Here is a 17039-nt window from a genome sequence, read left to right as displayed (position 1 = left end):
GGTCGTGTTGCCCGTCCGCCGCCGGACCACCGTTCCAGATCTCCCGGGGAGAGAACCGATGACCCTGTCGCTGTACGTGGACACCGCCCGCTGGCGGGCCCACCAGCAAGCCGTGCTGGCCGAGTTCCCCGGCCTGGTGCCGGTGGCCAAGGGCAACGGGTACGGGCTGGGCAACGGTCGGCTCGCGGCGGAGGCCGAGCGGCTCGGCACCGGGCTGCTCGCGGTGGGCACGGCGGCCGAGGCCGCCGAGGCGCTGGACCGCTACCCGGGCGACCTGCTGGTCCTCACCCCGTACCGGGCCGGCGAGGCGTCGCCCGCGCTGCCCGGCCGGGTCGTCCGCACGGTCGCGCACCTGGACGCGCTGCGGGCGCTGCCGCCGGGCAGCCGGGTCGTCGTGGAGTGCATGACCAGCATGCGGCGGCACGGGATCGGCCCGGCCGACCTGCGCGGGCTGCCGACCGAAGGGCTGGTCTTCGAGGGCTTCGCACTGCACCTGCCGCTGGACCGGCCGGACGGCTCCGACCCGGTGGCCGAGGTCGCCCAGTGGGTCCGGGCGATCACCGCGGCCGGGCGGCCGACCGGCACGATCTTCCTCAGCCACCTCGGGGCAGCCGATCTGGCCCGGCTCGGCGGCCAGTTCCCGGACACCGTCTTCCGCTCCCGGATCGGCACCCGGCTCTGGCTCGGCGACGTCGGCGCGCTCCAGGCGCGGGCCGACGTGCTGGACGTCACCCCGGTCGCCAAGGGGGACCGGTACGGCTACCGCCAGCACAAGGCTCCCTCCGACGGACACCTGCTGGTGGTCACCGGCGGCACCGCGCACGGGGTCGGGCTGGAGGCGCCGAAGTACGTCCACGGCATGGTGCCGCGCGCCAAGGGCCTGGCCCGGGCCGGGCTCGCCACCGTCAACCGGACGCTCTCGCCGTACAGCTGGGAGGGCCGCCAGCTCTGGTTCGCCGAGCCGCCGCACATGCAGGTCAGCATCCTGTTCCTGCCCGGCGACAGCAAGCCCCCGGCGCCCGGCGACGAACTGCCGCTGAACGTCCGGCACACCACCACCCACTTCGACCGGGTCACCGACCACTGAGCCGGCCACTGAGCCGGCCGGTGTACGGCCCGCCGGCCGACCGCCGCGCGGCCCGGCGGTGGGCCCCGCCGGGCGGCCCGGACTACCGGTCGACGGACTCCGCGGGTTCGGCCGCCGCCAGCCACTCGGCCTCGTTCGGCAGGGCGTACCGGCCGTAGGTCTCCTCCTCGCGCAGCCGGCGGGCGGTGCCGAGCACCACCGCGTCCGGCGCGAAGTCCAGCACGCCGCCCGACGGGTCGTCACTGCCGTCCCAGCGGACGGGGTCGCGCTCGGGCAGCAGGATGTCGCGGATCACCATCGCGCAGAGGAAGAGCGTGCCGAGCAGGTGCAGCACGATGGCGAAGTGGTACCAGTCCTGCCCGATGCCGTGCTGCTTGGCGTCGCCGCCGTAGGCCAGGTACGACCAGACCCCGAGGAAGTACAGCACCTCGCAGGCCTGCCAGATCAGGAAGTCCCGCCAGCGCGGGCGGGCCAGCGCGGCGAGCGGGATCAGCCAGAGCACGTACTGCGGTGAGTACACCTTGTTGGTCAGCACGAAGGCCGCCACCACCAGCAGCGCCAGCTGGGCGAAGCGCGGCCGGCGCGGGGCGCTGAGGGCCAGCCAGCCGATGCCCAGGCAGCAGAGCACGAGCAGGCCGGCGATCCAGGTGTTGAGGGTCGCCAGCTGGGCGTTCCGGTCCTGCATGAGGATCAGCCAGAACGAGCCGTAGTCCTCCTTGCGGGTCTGGCTGAAGGTGTAGAAGGTGGCCCAGCCCTTGAAGTTCGCGAGCATGATCGGCAGGTCGACCAGCAGCCAGGCCCCGGCGGCGGCACCGGCCGCCTGCCAGAAGGCCCGCAGCCGGCCGGCCCGCAGGCAGAGCACCAGCAGCGGTACGAGCAGCAGCACGGGGTAGAGCTTGGCGGCCGTCGCCAGCCCGATGAACACACCGGCCCAGACCGGGCGGCTGCCCGACCAGTACGCCATCGCGACGGCGGTCAGGGCGACGGCGAGCAGGTCCCAGTTCACGGTGGCGTTCAGTGCCAGGCAGGGGGCCAGCGCGAAGAGCAGCGCGTCCCAGGGGCGGCGCCGGTGGGTGCGGGCGAGCGCGGCCACCACGACCACCGCGCAGATCAGCAGCATCCCGGCGTTGACCATCCAGAACCACTGCTCGCGGCTCTGGTCGCTGCCGCCGAGCGGGGTCAGCCAGGCGGCGATCTGCATGAACAACCCGGTCAGCACCGGGTACTCCAGGTACTGCATGTCCGGCGAGGCCTGCGGCAGCTTGTCCAGGTACGGGTGCAGCCCGACCGAGAAGCCGCGCCCGGTGAACAGGTGCGGGATGTCGCTGTAACAGGCGTGGGTGTACTGGGAGGTGGCGCCGTGGAACCAGCCGCCGTCGTAGCAGGGCAGCTTCTGCGCCATGCCGAGCACGTACGTCACGATGACCGCGAGCGCCAGGAACCGGGCCGGGACCCACCAGGAGACCCCGAGCAGCGCCCGCCGTCCGGGCGGTCCGCCGAGCACCTCGCTGCCGGCCTCCGCGACCGGGTCCTCGTCCGCCGGGACGACCACGGTGTTGGGCAGCGGCCCCGCGGCCGGCAGCGCGGGCAGCGGCTCGGGCGTTTCGTCACGCTCGCTCGACGTCATGGCGGACATGATGCCGCACCCTCCCGGGCCGGACGAGGCTGCCACGGCAAATTCGGCCCGGCCCGCCGCACCGCCGGCGGCCCGGGCGGGGCCGTCGGCCCGGCCCGCCGCGAACGCGCCGGTGGCGGCCCTCCGAGGAGAGCCGCCACCGGGTACCGCCGAAGCGCTGCCGAAGCGCTGCCGCCGAACGGCGGCCCGGGCTCAGCCCGGCGGGGCGCCGTTGCCGGCCGCCGCGCCGCCGGTCGGCGGCGGCGGCGGGCTGGCCGAGTCGGACGGCGGCGGGGAACTCGGCGTGTGCTTCGTGTGGCTCGGCGAGGGCGACCCGCACAGGTCCAGGAAGCAGCTGGGGCTGGAGCTCGGCGGGACGGTCGGGTCCTGCGTCTTGCTGGTGGTGGGGCTGGGCACGGTCGACGGCGGCTGCACCGGGGCCGACGTGCTGGGCGACGCGGAGTCCGAGGCGCTGGTCGACGCCGACGGCGACGGCGCGTCGGTGGCCGGGGCGCCCGAGGAGTTGACGGCCTGGTTGATCGGCTCGGCGGCCGGGAAGTCCGTCGACGGCTGCCCGTCGAGTGCCGCCTTCATGTAACGGGTGAAGATGTCGGTCGGGAAGTCACCACCGTGGACGGAGGCGTGCCCGGCCGTGCCGTTCAGCGAGAGCAGACCCGGCTTGCCCGGCTCCTCACGCCACATGCCGACCGAGGTGGCCAGCGTCGGGGTGTAGCCGACCCACCAGGCCGAGGTGCCGGCGTCGGTGGTACCGGTCTTGCCGGCCACCGGACGACCGAGGGCGTTGGTCTTGGTGCCGGTACCGTTCTTGGCCACGTTCTCCAGCACGTCGGTGATGTTGTCCGCGACCGCCTGGTCCAGCACCGCCTTGGCGGCCGGCTTCGTGAACTTGGGCTGCTCGACGCCGCTCAACGTCACCTTGAGCACCGAGTACGGCTCGACCTGCTGGCCGCGGGCCGCGAAGACCGAGTACGCCGAGGCCATCCGGATCGCGCTCGGCGTGGAGGTACCGAGCGGGAAGGTGAGCGAGGAGGAGGGCGCGAGGCTCTCCCTCTTCAGGCCCAGCTGGACCGCCATGTTCGCGGTGTTGACGCCGCCGACGTCCTGGCCGAGCTGGACGAACGGCACGTTGAACGAGTGCTGCATGGCCGTCTTGAGCGTGACGTAACCCTGCTTGCCCGTCTCGTCGTTCCTCTGGTGGTAAGGCTTGCCGTCGTCCCCTATGGCCAGCGATCCGTCGGGCTTGTAGATCTGCGCCATGTCGTCGGCCAGGTAGAGGCTGTCGGGGTTGATCTTGGTCGGCTTGCCGTCCGGGCCCATCTTGGTGAGCACGCCGTCCGTCATCGCGGTGGCGAGCACGAAGGGCTTGAACGTCGAACCGACCGGGATGCCCGAGGCGTCGGCGTTGTTGGTGTAGTGCTTGTTCTCCACACCGTCGCCGCCGTACAGGGCCACGATCGCGCCGTCGCCCGGGATCACCGAGGCGGCACCGACCTGGACGAAGTTGTCCGTGCTCGGGCGCTTCTGGGGGTCGAGGGTCTCCGACTTCACGTCGTCGACGGCCTGCTTCAGCTGCGCGACCTTGTTCTTGTCGAAGGTCGTGTAGATCATGTAGCCGCCGCGGTCCAGGGTGGCCTGGGTGATCGACGTGTCCTTGGACATCAGGTACTTGTTGGCGGTGTCGACCAGGTAGCTGACCTCGCCGTTCATGTTGGCCGGGGGCCGCTTGGCGATCGGCTCGGGGAAGGCCGTGCACTTCGCCCGCTCGTCCGGGGTGATCGCCTTGGTGGCCACCAGCCGGGTGAGGACGTAGTTCCAGCGGCCGACGAGCCGCTGGTGGGCCGCGGGGCTGTCCGGGTTGTACAGGCCGGCGCCCTTGAGCATGCCTGCCAGCGCCGAGCTCTGGCAGATGTCGAGGTTCTTGGCGTCCACGCCGTAGTACGCCTGCGCGGCGGCCTGGATGCCGGTGGCGCCCCGGCCGAACCAGCTGGTGTTCAGGTAGCCGTCGAGGATGGCCGGCTTGCCGCCCGGCTCCTGGGTGAGCTTCAGCGTGATGAAGAACTCGTTTATCTTGCGGCTGAGGGTCTGCTGCTGGCTGAGATAGGCGTTCTTGACGTACTGCTGGCTGATGGTCGAGCCGCCCTGGGTCGCTCCGCCGGAGGCCATGTTGTACACGGCGCGGGCGATGCCCTTGGGGTCGATGCCGCTGTCGGTCCAGAACGTCTCGTTCTCGGCGGCGATCACCGCCTTCTGGGCGTTCGGGCTGATGTCCGACAGCTCGACGATCTGACGGTTGGTGCTGCCCTGGCGGGTCATCTCCGAGCCGTCGGCCCAGTAGTAGATGTTGTTCTGGTCGTTGACCAGGTCCTTGAGCTTCGGCACCGTGGCGTTCGCGTACGCGAAGCCGACGGTGGCCACCCCGCTCCCGAAGAAGATCAGGAAGAGGGTCAGGATCAGCTTCCAGGACGGCAGCCAGCGACGAACGCCCCGCTTGCCGAACCGGGGGTAGTCGATGAACCGCTTCTTGGCGGGCTTGCCGTTGCGCCCGGTCATCGGGGCACCACCGGGCCCACCGGGGCCTCCGGGGCCACCAGGACCACCGGGTCCGCCGCCTCGGCCCGGCTTCGCGCCCGGCTTGCCGGCCTGCTTGCGCATCTCGGCGCGGGTCAGCCGGGGCTGCTGCGCGGTCTCCCGCCTACCCGCCGCCGGCGGTCGCCCGTACGAGGGCACGCCCTCGGGAGGGGTGCCGTGGGCATACGGGCGGCCTTCACCCGGCCCACGGCCCGGGGGCTGCTCACCGCCGCCCGGATTGGGCGACCTCCGCCGGTGTTCGCTCATCTTCCAGCAACTCCTCGGTCAGACCACTCGGGTCTGAAGGCAGGGTTCACGTCCGATGCCCGCAACCGCCTTGTCCCCGGAGGTGGTCCTCGTGCACACGCGACAGCGTACGCATCTGTAATTCGGTGCTAATCGTGCATCAGGGACAAACCACCACGAAACGGCGCCAGATCATTACATGCCCGTTGCCAAGTGGGACCGGCCGGTGCTTGACGCGAGCCCCTGAGGGGTCGTCGGAATCCTGTGATCACATTCACCCGCGCCCCCCTTGCCCGTTTCGTGACCCCGGTTTACTGTTCTCGATATATCGAGCCGATACATCGGCACGGCATAGCGGGACCCACGGGCAAGACCCACAGCGAGCGCGGAGGAGGGCAGAACGGCATGAGCAGACGCTCAGGAGTGCTGGAGTTCGCCGTCCTCGGGCTGCTCCACGACGCACCGATGCACGGCTACGAGCTCCGCAAGCGGCTCAACGTCCTGCTCGGCTCGTTCCGGGCGTTCTCGTACGGCACGCTGTACCCCTGCCTGAAGAACCTGGTCGCCCAGGGCTCGCTGGTGGAGGACAACCCCGACACCGAGTACGTCCCGGCCACCGCACTGAACGGCAAGCGATCGAAGATCGTCTACCGGCTCTCGGCCGAGGGGAAGCAGCGCTTCGAGGAGCTGCTCGCCGACTCCGGCCCGGACGCCTGGGAGGACGAGCACTTCGGAGTGCGCTTCGCCTTCTTCGGCCAGACCGACCGGGCCGTGCGGATGCGCGTCCTGGAGGGGCGCCGCAGCCGGCTGGAAGAGCGGCTGGAGCGGATGCGCAGTTCGATCGCCCGCACCCGGGAGCGCTTCGACGACTACACCCTCGAACTCCAGCGGCACGGTCTGGAGTCGGTGGAGCGCGAGGTCCGCTGGCTGGGCGAGCTGATCGAGACCGAGCGGGCCAACCGCACCGGTCGTACCGGACTCGGCACCGCTGAAACCACTACTTCGGACGGCCGTGGCCAGGAGGCCGGGTCCCTGGACCCGCCGAGGCCACCGCACGACCGCCCGGGGCGCTCCGCACAGGAGCGCTGACACCGCAGCCGCCCAGCGCGCGCGGTAGCAACGGGCGCCTCGCGCCCGTCAGACAGTCCAGATGTCCGGGCTGTTCCGGCTCGGAAGAGCAGAACAGTCAGAACAAAGTTGAGCGAGCACCGCCGAGTCAGGCGGGGCTCATGAGATCACAGGGAGCAACCGGAATGGGTTCGGTTCGCGTAGCCATCGTGGGCGTCGGCAACTGCGCCGCGTCGCTGGTGCAGGGTGTCGAGTTCTACAAGGACGCCGACCCGGCCGGTAAGGTCCCCGGCCTGATGCACGTCCAGTTCGGCGACTACCACGTCAAGGACGTCGAGTTCGTCGCGGCCTTCGACGTCGACGCCAAGAAGGTCGGCTTCGACCTCGCCGACGCCATCGGCGCCAGCGAGAACAACACCATCAAGATCTGCGACGTGCCGCCGACCGGCGTCACCGTGCAGCGCGGTCACACCCTCGACGGCCTGGGCAAGTACTACCGGGAGACCATCGAGGAGTCCACCGAGGAGGCCGTCGACGTCGTCCAGGTCCTGAAGGACCGCCAGGTCGACGTCCTCGTCTGCTACCTGCCCGTCGGTTCCGAGAAGGCTGCGAAGTTCTACGCGCAGTGCGCCATCGACGCCAAGGTCGGCTTCGTCAACGCCCTCCCGGTCTTCATCGCCGGCACCAAGGAGTGGGCGGACAAGTTCACCGAGGCCGGTGTGCCGATCGTCGGCGACGACATCAAGTCCCAGGTGGGCGCCACCATCACGCACCGCGTGATGGCGAAGCTCTTCGAGGACCGCGGTGTCCTGCTGGAGCGCACCATGCAGCTGAACGTCGGCGGCAACATGGACTTCAAGAACATGCTGGAGCGCGAGCGCCTGGAGTCGAAGAAGATCTCCAAGACGCAGGCCGTCACCTCGCAGGTCCGTGACCGCGAGCTGGGCGCGAAGAACGTCCACATCGGCCCGTCCGACTACGTCGCGTGGCTCGACGACCGCAAGTGGGCCTACGTCCGCCTTGAGGGTCGCGCCTTCGGCAACGTCCCGCTGAACCTTGAGTACAAGCTCGAGGTCTGGGACTCCCCGAACTCGGCCGGTGTCATCATCGACGCCGTGCGCGCCGCGAAGATCGCGCTGGACCGGGGCATCGGTGGCCCGATCCTGTCGGCGTCCTCGTACTTCATGAAGTCCCCGCCGGTTCAGTACTTCGACGACGAGGCCCGCGACAACGTCGAGAAGTTCATCAAGGGTGAGGTCGAGCGCTGAGCGCCGACCACTGAGCGCGGAACGGTGTCGACCAGCTGCTCCGCAGCGGGTCGCGACCGTTGAACGCGAGCACCGACCCTGAGTTCCGCCATCGGCCGAGCTCTGCGGTTCCGAAGGGCCCAGGCGTCACGCCTGGGCCCTTCGGGCGTTCCGCGCCCTCGGGTCACGCCTCGGGTCACGCCTCGGGTCGCGCCTCTGACGGCCCGCTGCCTCCCGTCGATGTTTCACGTGAAACAGGGGCGCTCCGGAGCCCGCCGCCGTGAACCGGCGTCAGGTGAACGCCCGCTCGCGTGAAAGATCGGTGCTCGACATGGCACCCTGGGCGGGTGGCTCTCACGGAGAACGACAGCACCGCGCCCGGCAGCACCCGAAGCTCTCCGCGCGCCAGCCTGGGCGGGCTGCTGCGCCGCCGCGACTTCCGCCGGCTGCTGACCGCCCGGGTGCTCTCCCAGCTCTCCGACGGCGTCTTCCAGGTCTCGCTGGCTTCGTACGTGATCTTCTCGCCCGAACGCCAGGCGAGCCCGGCCGACATCGCCTCGATGCTGGCGGTGCTGCTGCTGCCGTTCTCGGTGATCGGCCCCTTCGCCGGGGTGCTGCTGGACCGTTGGCGCCGCCGCCAGGTCCTCTACCTGGGCAACCTGGCCCGGTTCGGCCTGGGGCTGATCACCGCCGGTCTGCTGCTGGCCAGGGCTCCCGAGTGGCTGTTCTTCGGCGCGGCCCTGCTGGTGACGGCGCTCAACCGGTTCATCCTGGCCGGTCTGTCGGCGGCTCTCCCCCGGGTCGTCGACCAGGAGCAGCTGGTCACCGCCAACTCGGTCTCCCCTACCCTCGGCACGGTCGCGGCGGCCTGCGGCGGCGGCATCGGCTTCCTGGTCCACCAGGTGATGCCGCCGGGCGTCCGGGCGGACGCCACCCTGGTGACGCTGGCCGCGCTGCTCTACCTGTGCGCGGCGCTCGCCGCGCACCGGATGGCCCCCGGGCTGCTCGGCCCGACCGTCCGTACCGACCGTCCGCCGCTGCACCGCGCGCTCGGCCGGGCGGCCCATGACCTCACCGACGGCGTACGGCACCTGGTCCGCGACTGCCGTCCCGCGGTGCACGCGCTGGCCGCTGTGACGGCGTCCCGGTTCTGCTACGGCGTCCTGGTCGTGGTGGTGCTGATGCTCTCCCGCTACACCTTCAACGACCCGGCGGACAGCGCCGCCGGGCTGGCCACCCTCGGCAAGGCGGTGGCCGTCTCGGCCCTCGGCTTCTTCCTGGCCGCCGTCATCAGCCCTTGGTGCACCCGTCGGCTGGGGGTGTCCGGCTGGCTGACGGCCTGTTCGGCGCTGGCCGCCGTCTTCGTGCCCGCGCTGGGGCTGCTCTTCGCGGTGGGGCCGAGCATGCTCACCGCGCTGCTGCTCGGCGTGGTCACCCAGGGCACCAAGATCTGCGCGGACACCCTCGTCCAGGAGTCGGTGGAGGACGAGTTCCGCGGGCGGGTGTTCGCCCTCTACGACGTGCTGTTCAACATCGCCTTCGTCGCGGCGGCCGCGGTCGCCGCGCTGGTCCTGCCGCTGAACGGCCGCTCCGTGCCGGTGGTGCTCGGCGTCGCGGTGGTCTACGCGCTGACCGCCGTGCTGTACGGCCGCGCGGCCCGCCGGTCACCGGTCCCCCCGGTGGCCGGCTCCGAACAGCCGTCCGCCCCCTGAACGGCGGCCGTCACACCAGCAGCTCGTCCAGGCCCTCCTCCTCCGCGCCCTCGTCCAGCGCACGCAGCATCCGCAGCCTGCGCCGGGCGATCGCCTTCTCCTCGTCGTCCAGCACGATCCGCTCCAGCCGGTCGACCCGGTCGGTCATCGCGTCGATCTTGCTGCTGTTGTGGCCGACCTCCGTCACGAGCGCGTTCAGCAAGGGGGTCACAGCCGTCGCGACGACCTGCCGGACGACCCGCTCGGCGAGCCGCGCGACCGCCGCGTCGACACTGCCCTCGGGCAGGTTGTCCACAGCCGGTGGAGGCGGGTTGTCCACAGGCCGGCGCCGCCCGGCCTCCTCAGCGTCCAGCAGGTAGCACCGCACCTGACGTGCGGTTTCGCTGTCGCGCAGCAGCATCGCGACGTTCAGCACGGTGCGCCGGGTGAACAGCGCGAGGGCCCGGGCGCGGGAGTTGATCCCACAGACTTCCTTCAAGGAAGTCAGTCGCCGCCCGGTCACGACGATGTAACCGTTCGAGGTCAGCTCCGCCCGGTGGTCGTGGACCAGGGAGTAGATGATCTGCTCCCCGACCCCGAAGTACGCCGCGACCCCTTCGGTCGTCACGTGCACCCCGTCCGGGAGCAGCACCAGCGCCCGCACCCGGTCCAGCACCTCGACCCGCTCCGCGACGGTCGCCCGCATGGTGGGGGACTCCAACAGCACCGCTTCGACGGCCATGGCCACCTTCTCCTTCCGAGCGAGGGGCACTTGCCCTCTCTCGGAAGGAGTAACGCAGCCGTTGATCAGCCAGTCACACCGGGCGACCAGGAGTACACGATCGAGCGCAAATGCTAAAGCGACTCACGCCCCACCCGTCACTGCTGCCCCTCCCACCACTCCTTGAGGGCCGCGACGGCGTCCTCGTGTTCGAGCGGTCCGTGCTCCAGTCGAAGCTCCAGCATGTGCTTGTAGGCCTTGCCGACCTGCGGTCCGGGCTTCAGGCCGAGCAGCTCCATGATCTGGTTTCCGTCCAGCGCCGGGCGGACGGCGTCCAGCTCCTCCTGCTCCCGGAGCTCCGCGATCCGGGTCTCCAGCGAGTCGTAGGTACGGGAGAGCCCGGCGGCCTTCTTGCGGTTGCGGGTGGTGCAGTCCGAGCGGGTGAGCTTGTGCAGCCGCTCCAGCAGCGGGCCCGCGTCGGTGACGTAGCGCCGCACGGCGGAGTCCGTCCACTCGCCGCCGCCGTACCCGTGGAAGCGCAGGTGCAGTTCGACCAGGCGCGAGACCTCTTCGACCAGTTCCTTGGAGTACTTGAGGTCCCGCATCCGCTTGCGGGTCATCTTGGCCCCGACCACCTCGTGGTGGTGGAAGGAGACCCGGCCGTCGGACTCGAAGCGACGGGTCCTCGGCTTGCCGATGTCGTGCAGCAGCGCGGCCAGTCGCAGGACCAGGTCCGGGCCGTCCTGCTCCAGGTCGATGGCCTGCTCCAGCACGGTCAGCGAGTGCTCGTAGACGTCCTTGTGCCGGTGGTGCTCGTCCGCCTCCAGCTGGAGCGCGGGGAGCTCGGGCAGCACGTGACCGGCCAGCCCGGTGTCGACGAGCAGCCGCAGGCCCTTCACCGGGTGGTCGGCCAGCAGCAGCTTGTTCAGTTCGGCCTGCACCCGCTCGGCGGACACGATGGTGATCCGCTCGGCCATCGCGGTCATCGCGGTGACCACCTCGGGGGCCGGGGTGAAGTCCAGCTGGGCGGCGAACCGGGCGGCCCGCATCATCCGCAGCGGGTCGTCGGAGAAGGACTCCTCGGGGGTCGCGGGGGTGCGCAGCACCCGGGCCTCCAGGTCGTCCAGACCGTGGTGCGGGTCGACGAAGCCGCGGCCGGGCAGGTCGACGGCCATCGCGTTGACGGTGAAGTCACGGCGGACGAGGTCCTGCTCGATGGTGTCCCCGTACGTGACCTCGGGCTTGCGCGAGGTGCGGTCGTAGGCCTCGGAGCGGTAGGTGGTGATCTCGATCAGGAAGCTGCCGTCGGGGGTGTCCTTGCGGGCGCCCACGGTGCCGAAGGCGATGCCGACGTCCCAGACCGCGTCCGCCCAGCCCTTGACCAGCTTCAGCACCTGCTCCGGCCGGGCGTCGGTGGTGAAGTCGAGGTCGTTGCCGAGCCGGCCCAGCAGGGCGTCGCGGACCGATCCGCCGACCAGGGCCAGCCGGTGGCCGGCCGCCTGGAAGCGGCGGGCGACCTCGTCGGCGACCGGGGAGACCCGGAGCAGTTCCTGGAGGCCGAGGGCCTGCGCCTCGCTCAGTCCTGGGACGGCGGCGGGGGGGACGGAGCTGGAAGGACCGGTGCTGGGCTCATTGACAGTGGACACGGCTCACAAGGGTACGTGCCCGGGCTCCCCCGCCGCCCTTCCGTTTCCCGCGCCCGCTCCGGCCGGTCGTTCCGGGCCCGGCCCGCTCAGCTCCCGGCCCGCAACACTGCGGACCTCGCCACGTCGTTACCATGCCGGTGGGACAGTCCTGGCTCGGCGTCGCGGGAAGCCCCGGAGCGTCGGCGCGTGCGCAGCCGCCGAGCTCAGCGGAGCGGCTGTACCCATTCACGGACCGATCGAGAACGATCAAGAACGGCGAGGGCGAAACGCGTGAGCGAGCGATGGGGGTCCCCCCAGCCGGAGGCCGGGGCAGGGCGAACCACCGGACGGACTGCCAAACGGCTCGGCGCGCTGCTGGCGGGCGCCGCCGTCCTGCTGTCCGCCGCCACTCCGGCGCTCGCCGTCGGCCCCGTCCGGGGCACGCTGACCGGCGTCCGCACCAGCGGTTCCGCCGAGTACCCGGCGACCATGGTGATCAACACCGTGAAGCCGGCCGTCGCCGCGCAGACCGGTGACACCGTCACGGTCACCGGCGTGATCACCAACGCCGGCGGCTCCGACCTCCGGGCCACCACCGTCGCGGTCCGCACCCCGGTCAGCAAGAAGCCCCTGGAGAGCCGGAGCGAGCTCGGCCTGATCGCCTCCCGGAACAGTCCCACCGGCCAGGACGGCATCGACCAGAACACGAACCAGCAGATCGGCACCATCCCGGCCGGCCAGAGCCGCCAGTTCAGCGTCGCCGTGACGCCCGCCGACCTCGGCATCGAGGAGCCCGGCGTCTACGAGCTCGCCGTGGACCTCTGGGGCGGCACCGAGGACAACGAGAAGGCGCACGCCCTCGGCATCGCCCGCACCTTCCTGCCGTACAGCCCGCAGGCCGCCTCCAAGACGCAGATCGCCGCCCTCTGGCCGCTCACCCACGCCCCCGAGCTGGTCGCCCAGACCATGCCCGACACCGAGCAGACCCCGGTGCTGCGCGACGAGAGCCTGGCCGCCGACCTGGCCCCCGGCGGCCGGCTGTTCCAGCTGGTGAAGACCGGCGAGACGCTGCCCGGCCTGACCTGGGTGGTCGACCCCGACCTGCTGGACGCCGTGTACGCGATGACCAAGCCGTACCGGGTGCAGAAGCCGGGCACGGCGGGCGAGTCGGCGCAGAACGACAACACCGTCGCGGGCACCGGCAAGGCCGTGGCCGACGCCTGGCTCAAGGAGCTCCGGACGGCGGTGGCCGCGTCCGGGAACGAGGTCGTCGCCCTGCCGTACGCCGACCCCGACCTGGCCTCGATCGCCCACAACGGCAATGGGCTGACCGGCATGGACACCGCGCTGAGCAAGGCGGGCACGGTCGGCCGGGTCACCGCCGAGGGCCGGCTCTCGGTGGACGTCCGGACGAACGTCGCCTGGCCCTACCAGGGCTACCTGGACCAGCAGGTCGCGGCCACCAGCCGGACGGCCGGGGACGACCTGGTGCTGGTCAACGGCGCGAGCCTGCCCGAGGACCCCAAGAAGCTCTCGTACACCCCGAACGCGGTGCGCCCGATCGGCGGCGGCCAGAACGCCGTGGTCGCGGACGAGACCGTCTCGGACCTCTTCCAGCAGGACCTGAGCAGCCAGCCGGCCCGGACGGCGGCCACCCAGCGCTTCCTCGCCGAGACCCTGGTGATCACCAAGGAGCAGCCCGCGGACCAGCGCAACCTGTTGGTGATGCCGCCGCGCACCCTCACCGTCGATGCCGCCAACACCCTGGCCTCGGCGATCCTGGAGGCCCAGAAGGACGGCTGGCTGTCCCTGGTGAAGCTGGACACGGTGGCCACCGCGACCCCCACCCCCGGGGCCAACGGCAACGTGCCGGGCCCGGCCGAGTACCCGGACGGGCCGCGCCGGACCGAGCTGTCGGACTCCGCGCTCGGCGACGTGATGAACGTGCAGAGCGGCCTGGACGAGCTGATGCGGATCCTGACCCAGCCGCAGCGGGTGCGCAGTCCGTTCAGCGCGGCCATGCTGCGCTCGCTCTCCACCGCCTGGCGGGACCGGACGGACGCCGCCGGCGCCTACCGGGCCGGGGTGCAGGGCTACCTGGACAACCTCGTCTCGGCGGTCAAGGTACCGGCCAAGAGCGTGATCACTCTCCCAGGTGACAGCGGGACGCTGCTGGTGAGTGTCAAGAACGACCTGAACCAGGCGGTCGGCAACCTGGAGCTGCGGCTCACCTCCGGCCAGCTGAACCGGCTCAACGTCGGCCCGCCCGAAAGCATCGTGCTGGACGCCAACACCAGCCGCACGCTGCGCTTCCCCGCCAAGGCGCAGGTGAACGGATCGGTCCAGATGACCGCGCAGCTGTGGACCACCGGGCCGGACGCGAAGCAGTACGGCGAGCCGGTGACGTTCACGGTGGAGGTCACCTCGGTGACCCAGGGCGTCCTGTACGTGATCGGCGGCGGTGTGGTGCTGATCCTGCTGGCCGCGGTGCGCTTCTCGCTCCAGCGCAAGAAGCGCTCCGCCGACCCGGACGCGGGCCCCGACGCGGACCCGGACGCACCGGCCGAGGCGGGCCCCGACGCGGACCCGGGGTCGGCGGCGGTTGCCGGTGATCCGGTCTCCGGTGATGAGAAGGTGGGTCACTGAGGCCGTCCCTCCGGGGCGGCCCACCCCCAGCAGCGAAGAGGTGGCATGAGCGAGCGGAGCGAGGAGCGAGCGCAGGGCCGAGGGCGTGACCAGGCGGCACCCCGCGCCTTCGGAACCGCCCCGGCGGGTGCCCCGCAGGCCGCCGAGTCCGCTCCCGCCGACTGGTACCTGGCCGACACCTACGCCCAGGACCCCTACGCGGCGGACGCGTACGGCGGCTCCGCCGAGCAGGACCCGTACGGGCTGCGCACCGCCGAGTCCGCGCCGCCCGCTGCCCCGCTCCCGCCCCAGCAGAACGTCCACCCCGAGCCCGGCCTGACCGCCCCGGCGAGCCACTGGACGACGGCCGCCCCGGCCGACGCCCCGGCGGGCGACCGGGAGTCCGGGCCGGCCGGATCGCCCTGGGACACCGAGACCACCGAGTACGTCGGCGTGGACGACCTGCTGAGCACCAAGGCGGCGGAAGCCGACGGGCGGGCTCCGTTCGTCCCGCCGATCGAGTTCGACCCGCCGCTCTCCGAGGAGGAGGCCAACCTCCAGGTCGCGGCGGTACAGATCCCGCCGGCGCTCCTGGCCCCCGAGGGCCCCGCACCGGCCGGGGGCGAGGCCGACGACCACGGCACGGACGGCACCGACACCGACCCTCACGAGGGCGGCGACGGGAGCGGCCACGGCGAGAGCTCCGGCACCGGCAAGGTCGCCGGTCTGCTCGACTCCAGCGCGATCATGGCCGCCGGCACCCTGGTATCCCGGGGCACCGGCTTCCTGCGCACCATGGTGATCGCCGCCGCCATCGGCGTCGGCACCATGGGCGACTCGTACAACGCCTCCAACACCCTGCCCACCCTGCTCTACATCCTGATCGGCGGCGGCGCGCTGAACGCCGTCTTCGTGCCGCAGCTGGTCCGCAGCATGAAGCACGACGAGGACGGCGGCACCGCCTACGCCAACCGCCTGCTCACCCTGGTGATGACCGGCCTGGCCGGGGTCGCCTTCGTGGCCGTGGTCGGCGCACCGCTGCTCGTCCAGCTGATCTCGCACTCGCTGATGAAGGACCGGGCCAGCGCCGACACCACGGTGGCGCTCGCCCGCTACTGCCTGCCGACGATCTTCTTCATGGGCGTCCACGTCGTGATGGGCCAGATCCTGAACGCCCGCGGGCGGTTCGGCGCGATGATGTGGACCCCGGTCCTCAACAACATCGTGGTGATCTTCACCTTCGGGATGTACCTCTGGGTGTTCGGGACCTTCCAGCACAGCGAGGTCACCCCCGCCACCATCTCCCCCGAAGGCATCCGGCTGCTCGGCATCGGCACCCTGCTCGGCCTGGCCGTGCAGGCGCTGGCGATGATCCCGTACCTGCGCGCCGCCGACTTCCGCTTCCGGCCCAGGTTCGACTGGCGCGGGCACGGCCTCGGCAAGGCCGCCCGGCTGGCCAAGTGGACCTTCCTCTTCGTCCTCGCCAACCAGGCCGGCTACCTGGTCGTCACCCAGCTCGCCACCGCCGCCGGCAGCGACGCCCAGTCCAAGGGCTACCTGGGCGTCGGCCTGGCCGCGTACTCCAACGCCCTGCTGATCTGGCAGCTGCCGATGGCGGTGATCACCGTCTCGGTGATGAGCGCCGTCCTGCCCCGGCTCTCCCGCTCCGCCGCCGACAACGACCCGGGCGCCGTCCGCGACGATCTCTCGTACGGGCTGCGCACCTCGGCCGTCGCGATCGTGCCGGCCGCGTTCCTGTTCCTGGCGCTCGGCCCGGTGATCGGCAGCTCGATCTACGGCCTCGGCAACGGCGGCGCGGTGGCGCACGGCACCACGGCGGTCGGCTTCATGCTCTCCGCGTTCGCGCTCGGGCTGATCCCGTACTCCGTCCAGTACGTCCTGCTGCGCGGCTTCTACGCGTACGAGGACACCCGCACCCCGTTCTCCAACACCGTGTGGGTGGCGGCCTGCCAGGCGGTCAGCGCCGTCGCCTGCTACCTGCTGCTGCCCGCGCAGTGGGCGGTGACCGGGATGGCGCTCGGCTACGGCGCCTCGTACGCGGTCGGCGTCGCCGTGGCCGTCCCCAAGCTCAAGGCGAGGATCGGCGGGCTGGACACCGGGCGGATCGCCAAGACGTACGTCCGGCTGGCCATCGCCTCGCTGCCCGCCGCCGCCGTCGGGCTCGGGGTCAGCCTGCTGGTCGACGGGGCGCTGAACGGCTGGCTGGGCAGTGTGATCACCCTGGTGCTCGCGGGCGGCCTCCAACTGCTGGTCTTCGCGGTCGTCGCCAAGCGGATGCGGATCGAGGAGCTGAACGCGATGGTCGGCATGGTGCGCAGCCGCCTCGGACGCTGAGCCTCGCACGTGCAGCCTTCGCACGTGCAGCCTCCGGACGCCGGGGCCACCGGCGCGGAGCCTCGGCCCGGCCGCGCCCGGCGCCGGACCACGGCTGACCGGACATCAGGCGCGGACGGGCCGGCCCGGCACCGGATCGTCCTGCGCTCCCTCAGGTGGCCGACACCGGA

The 17039-nt window shown here is 71.6% G+C and carries 10 protein-coding genes; 6 read left to right on the top strand and 4 right to left on the bottom strand.

From position 1 onward, the window contains the following. Positions 1-58 precede the first annotated feature (58 nt). Positions 59-1087, top strand: coding sequence for an alanine racemase (locus ABD330_RS05960; RefSeq protein WP_344461476.1), 1029 nt, complete (start codon positions 59-61; stop codon positions 1085-1087). A gap of 82 nt (positions 1088-1169) precedes the next feature. On the opposite strand, the gene ABD330_RS05955 is transcribed toward ABD330_RS05960, so the two are convergent. Both ABD330_RS05955 and ABD330_RS05950 read right to left on the bottom strand, forming a co-directional pair. After that, positions 1170-2714 carry a glycosyltransferase family 87 protein gene (locus tag ABD330_RS05955; protein ID WP_344461474.1) on the bottom strand — a complete coding sequence of 515 codons (1545 nt, stop codon included), beginning with the start codon at positions 2712-2714 and terminating at the stop codon, positions 1170-1172. A gap of 201 nt (positions 2715-2915) precedes the next feature. Next, positions 2916-5273, bottom strand: coding sequence for a transglycosylase domain-containing protein (locus ABD330_RS05950; RefSeq protein WP_344461472.1), 2358 nt, complete (start codon positions 5271-5273; stop codon positions 2916-2918). Between the two features lie 669 nt (positions 5274-5942). Here ABD330_RS05950 and ABD330_RS05945 point away from each other — a divergent pair. From ABD330_RS05945 to ABD330_RS05935, 3 genes are all read left to right on the top strand, one after another. Continuing rightward, positions 5943-6626: a PadR family transcriptional regulator gene (locus ABD330_RS05945; protein WP_344461470.1), complete on the top strand. Its 684-nt coding sequence runs from the start codon at positions 5943-5945 to the stop codon at positions 6624-6626. Between the two features lie 164 nt (positions 6627-6790). After that, positions 6791-7873, top strand: a complete 1083-nt coding sequence (locus ABD330_RS05940; RefSeq protein WP_344461468.1) for an inositol-3-phosphate synthase — start codon at positions 6791-6793, stop codon at positions 7871-7873. 389 nt (positions 7874-8262) lie between these two features. Beyond that, entirely contained in the window at positions 8263-9564 is a 1302-nt protein-coding gene (locus ABD330_RS05935; protein ID WP_344461537.1) for an MFS transporter, read from the top strand. 10 nt (positions 9565-9574) lie between these two features. Here ABD330_RS05935 and ABD330_RS05930 read toward each other — a convergent pair whose 3' ends face one another. Both ABD330_RS05930 and ABD330_RS05925 read right to left on the bottom strand, forming a co-directional pair. After that, complete coding sequence (locus ABD330_RS05930; RefSeq protein ID WP_344461466.1) at positions 9575-10285, bottom strand: restriction endonuclease; 711 nt, start codon at positions 10283-10285, stop codon at positions 9575-9577. A gap of 137 nt (positions 10286-10422) precedes the next feature. Continuing rightward, the gene (locus tag ABD330_RS05925) at positions 10423-11844 is read right to left on the bottom strand and encodes a CCA tRNA nucleotidyltransferase (RefSeq protein ID WP_344461535.1); all 1422 of its coding nucleotides are present in this window, start codon (positions 11842-11844) and stop codon (positions 10423-10425) included. Positions 11845-12180: 336 nt separating this feature from the next. On the opposite strand from ABD330_RS05925, the gene ABD330_RS05920 reads away from it, so the two are divergent. Both ABD330_RS05920 and murJ read left to right on the top strand, forming a co-directional pair. Continuing rightward, the gene (locus tag ABD330_RS05920; RefSeq protein WP_344461464.1) at positions 12181-14535 is read left to right on the top strand and encodes a DUF6049 family protein; all 2355 of its coding nucleotides are present in this window, start codon (positions 12181-12183) and stop codon (positions 14533-14535) included. A gap of 45 nt (positions 14536-14580) precedes the next feature. Then, positions 14581-16869, top strand: coding sequence for a murein biosynthesis integral membrane protein MurJ (gene murJ / locus ABD330_RS05915; protein WP_344461462.1), 2289 nt, complete (start codon positions 14581-14583; stop codon positions 16867-16869). Positions 16870-17039 lie beyond the last annotated feature (170 nt).

It is taken from the genome of Kitasatospora kazusensis (assembly GCF_039529945.1).
GTDB classification, from domain to species: Bacteria; Actinomycetota; Actinomycetes; order Streptomycetales; family Streptomycetaceae; genus Kitasatospora; species Kitasatospora kazusensis.
The sequence above is the reverse complement of the archived record's forward strand: the minus strand, read 5'-3'. Positions and strand labels throughout refer to the sequence as shown.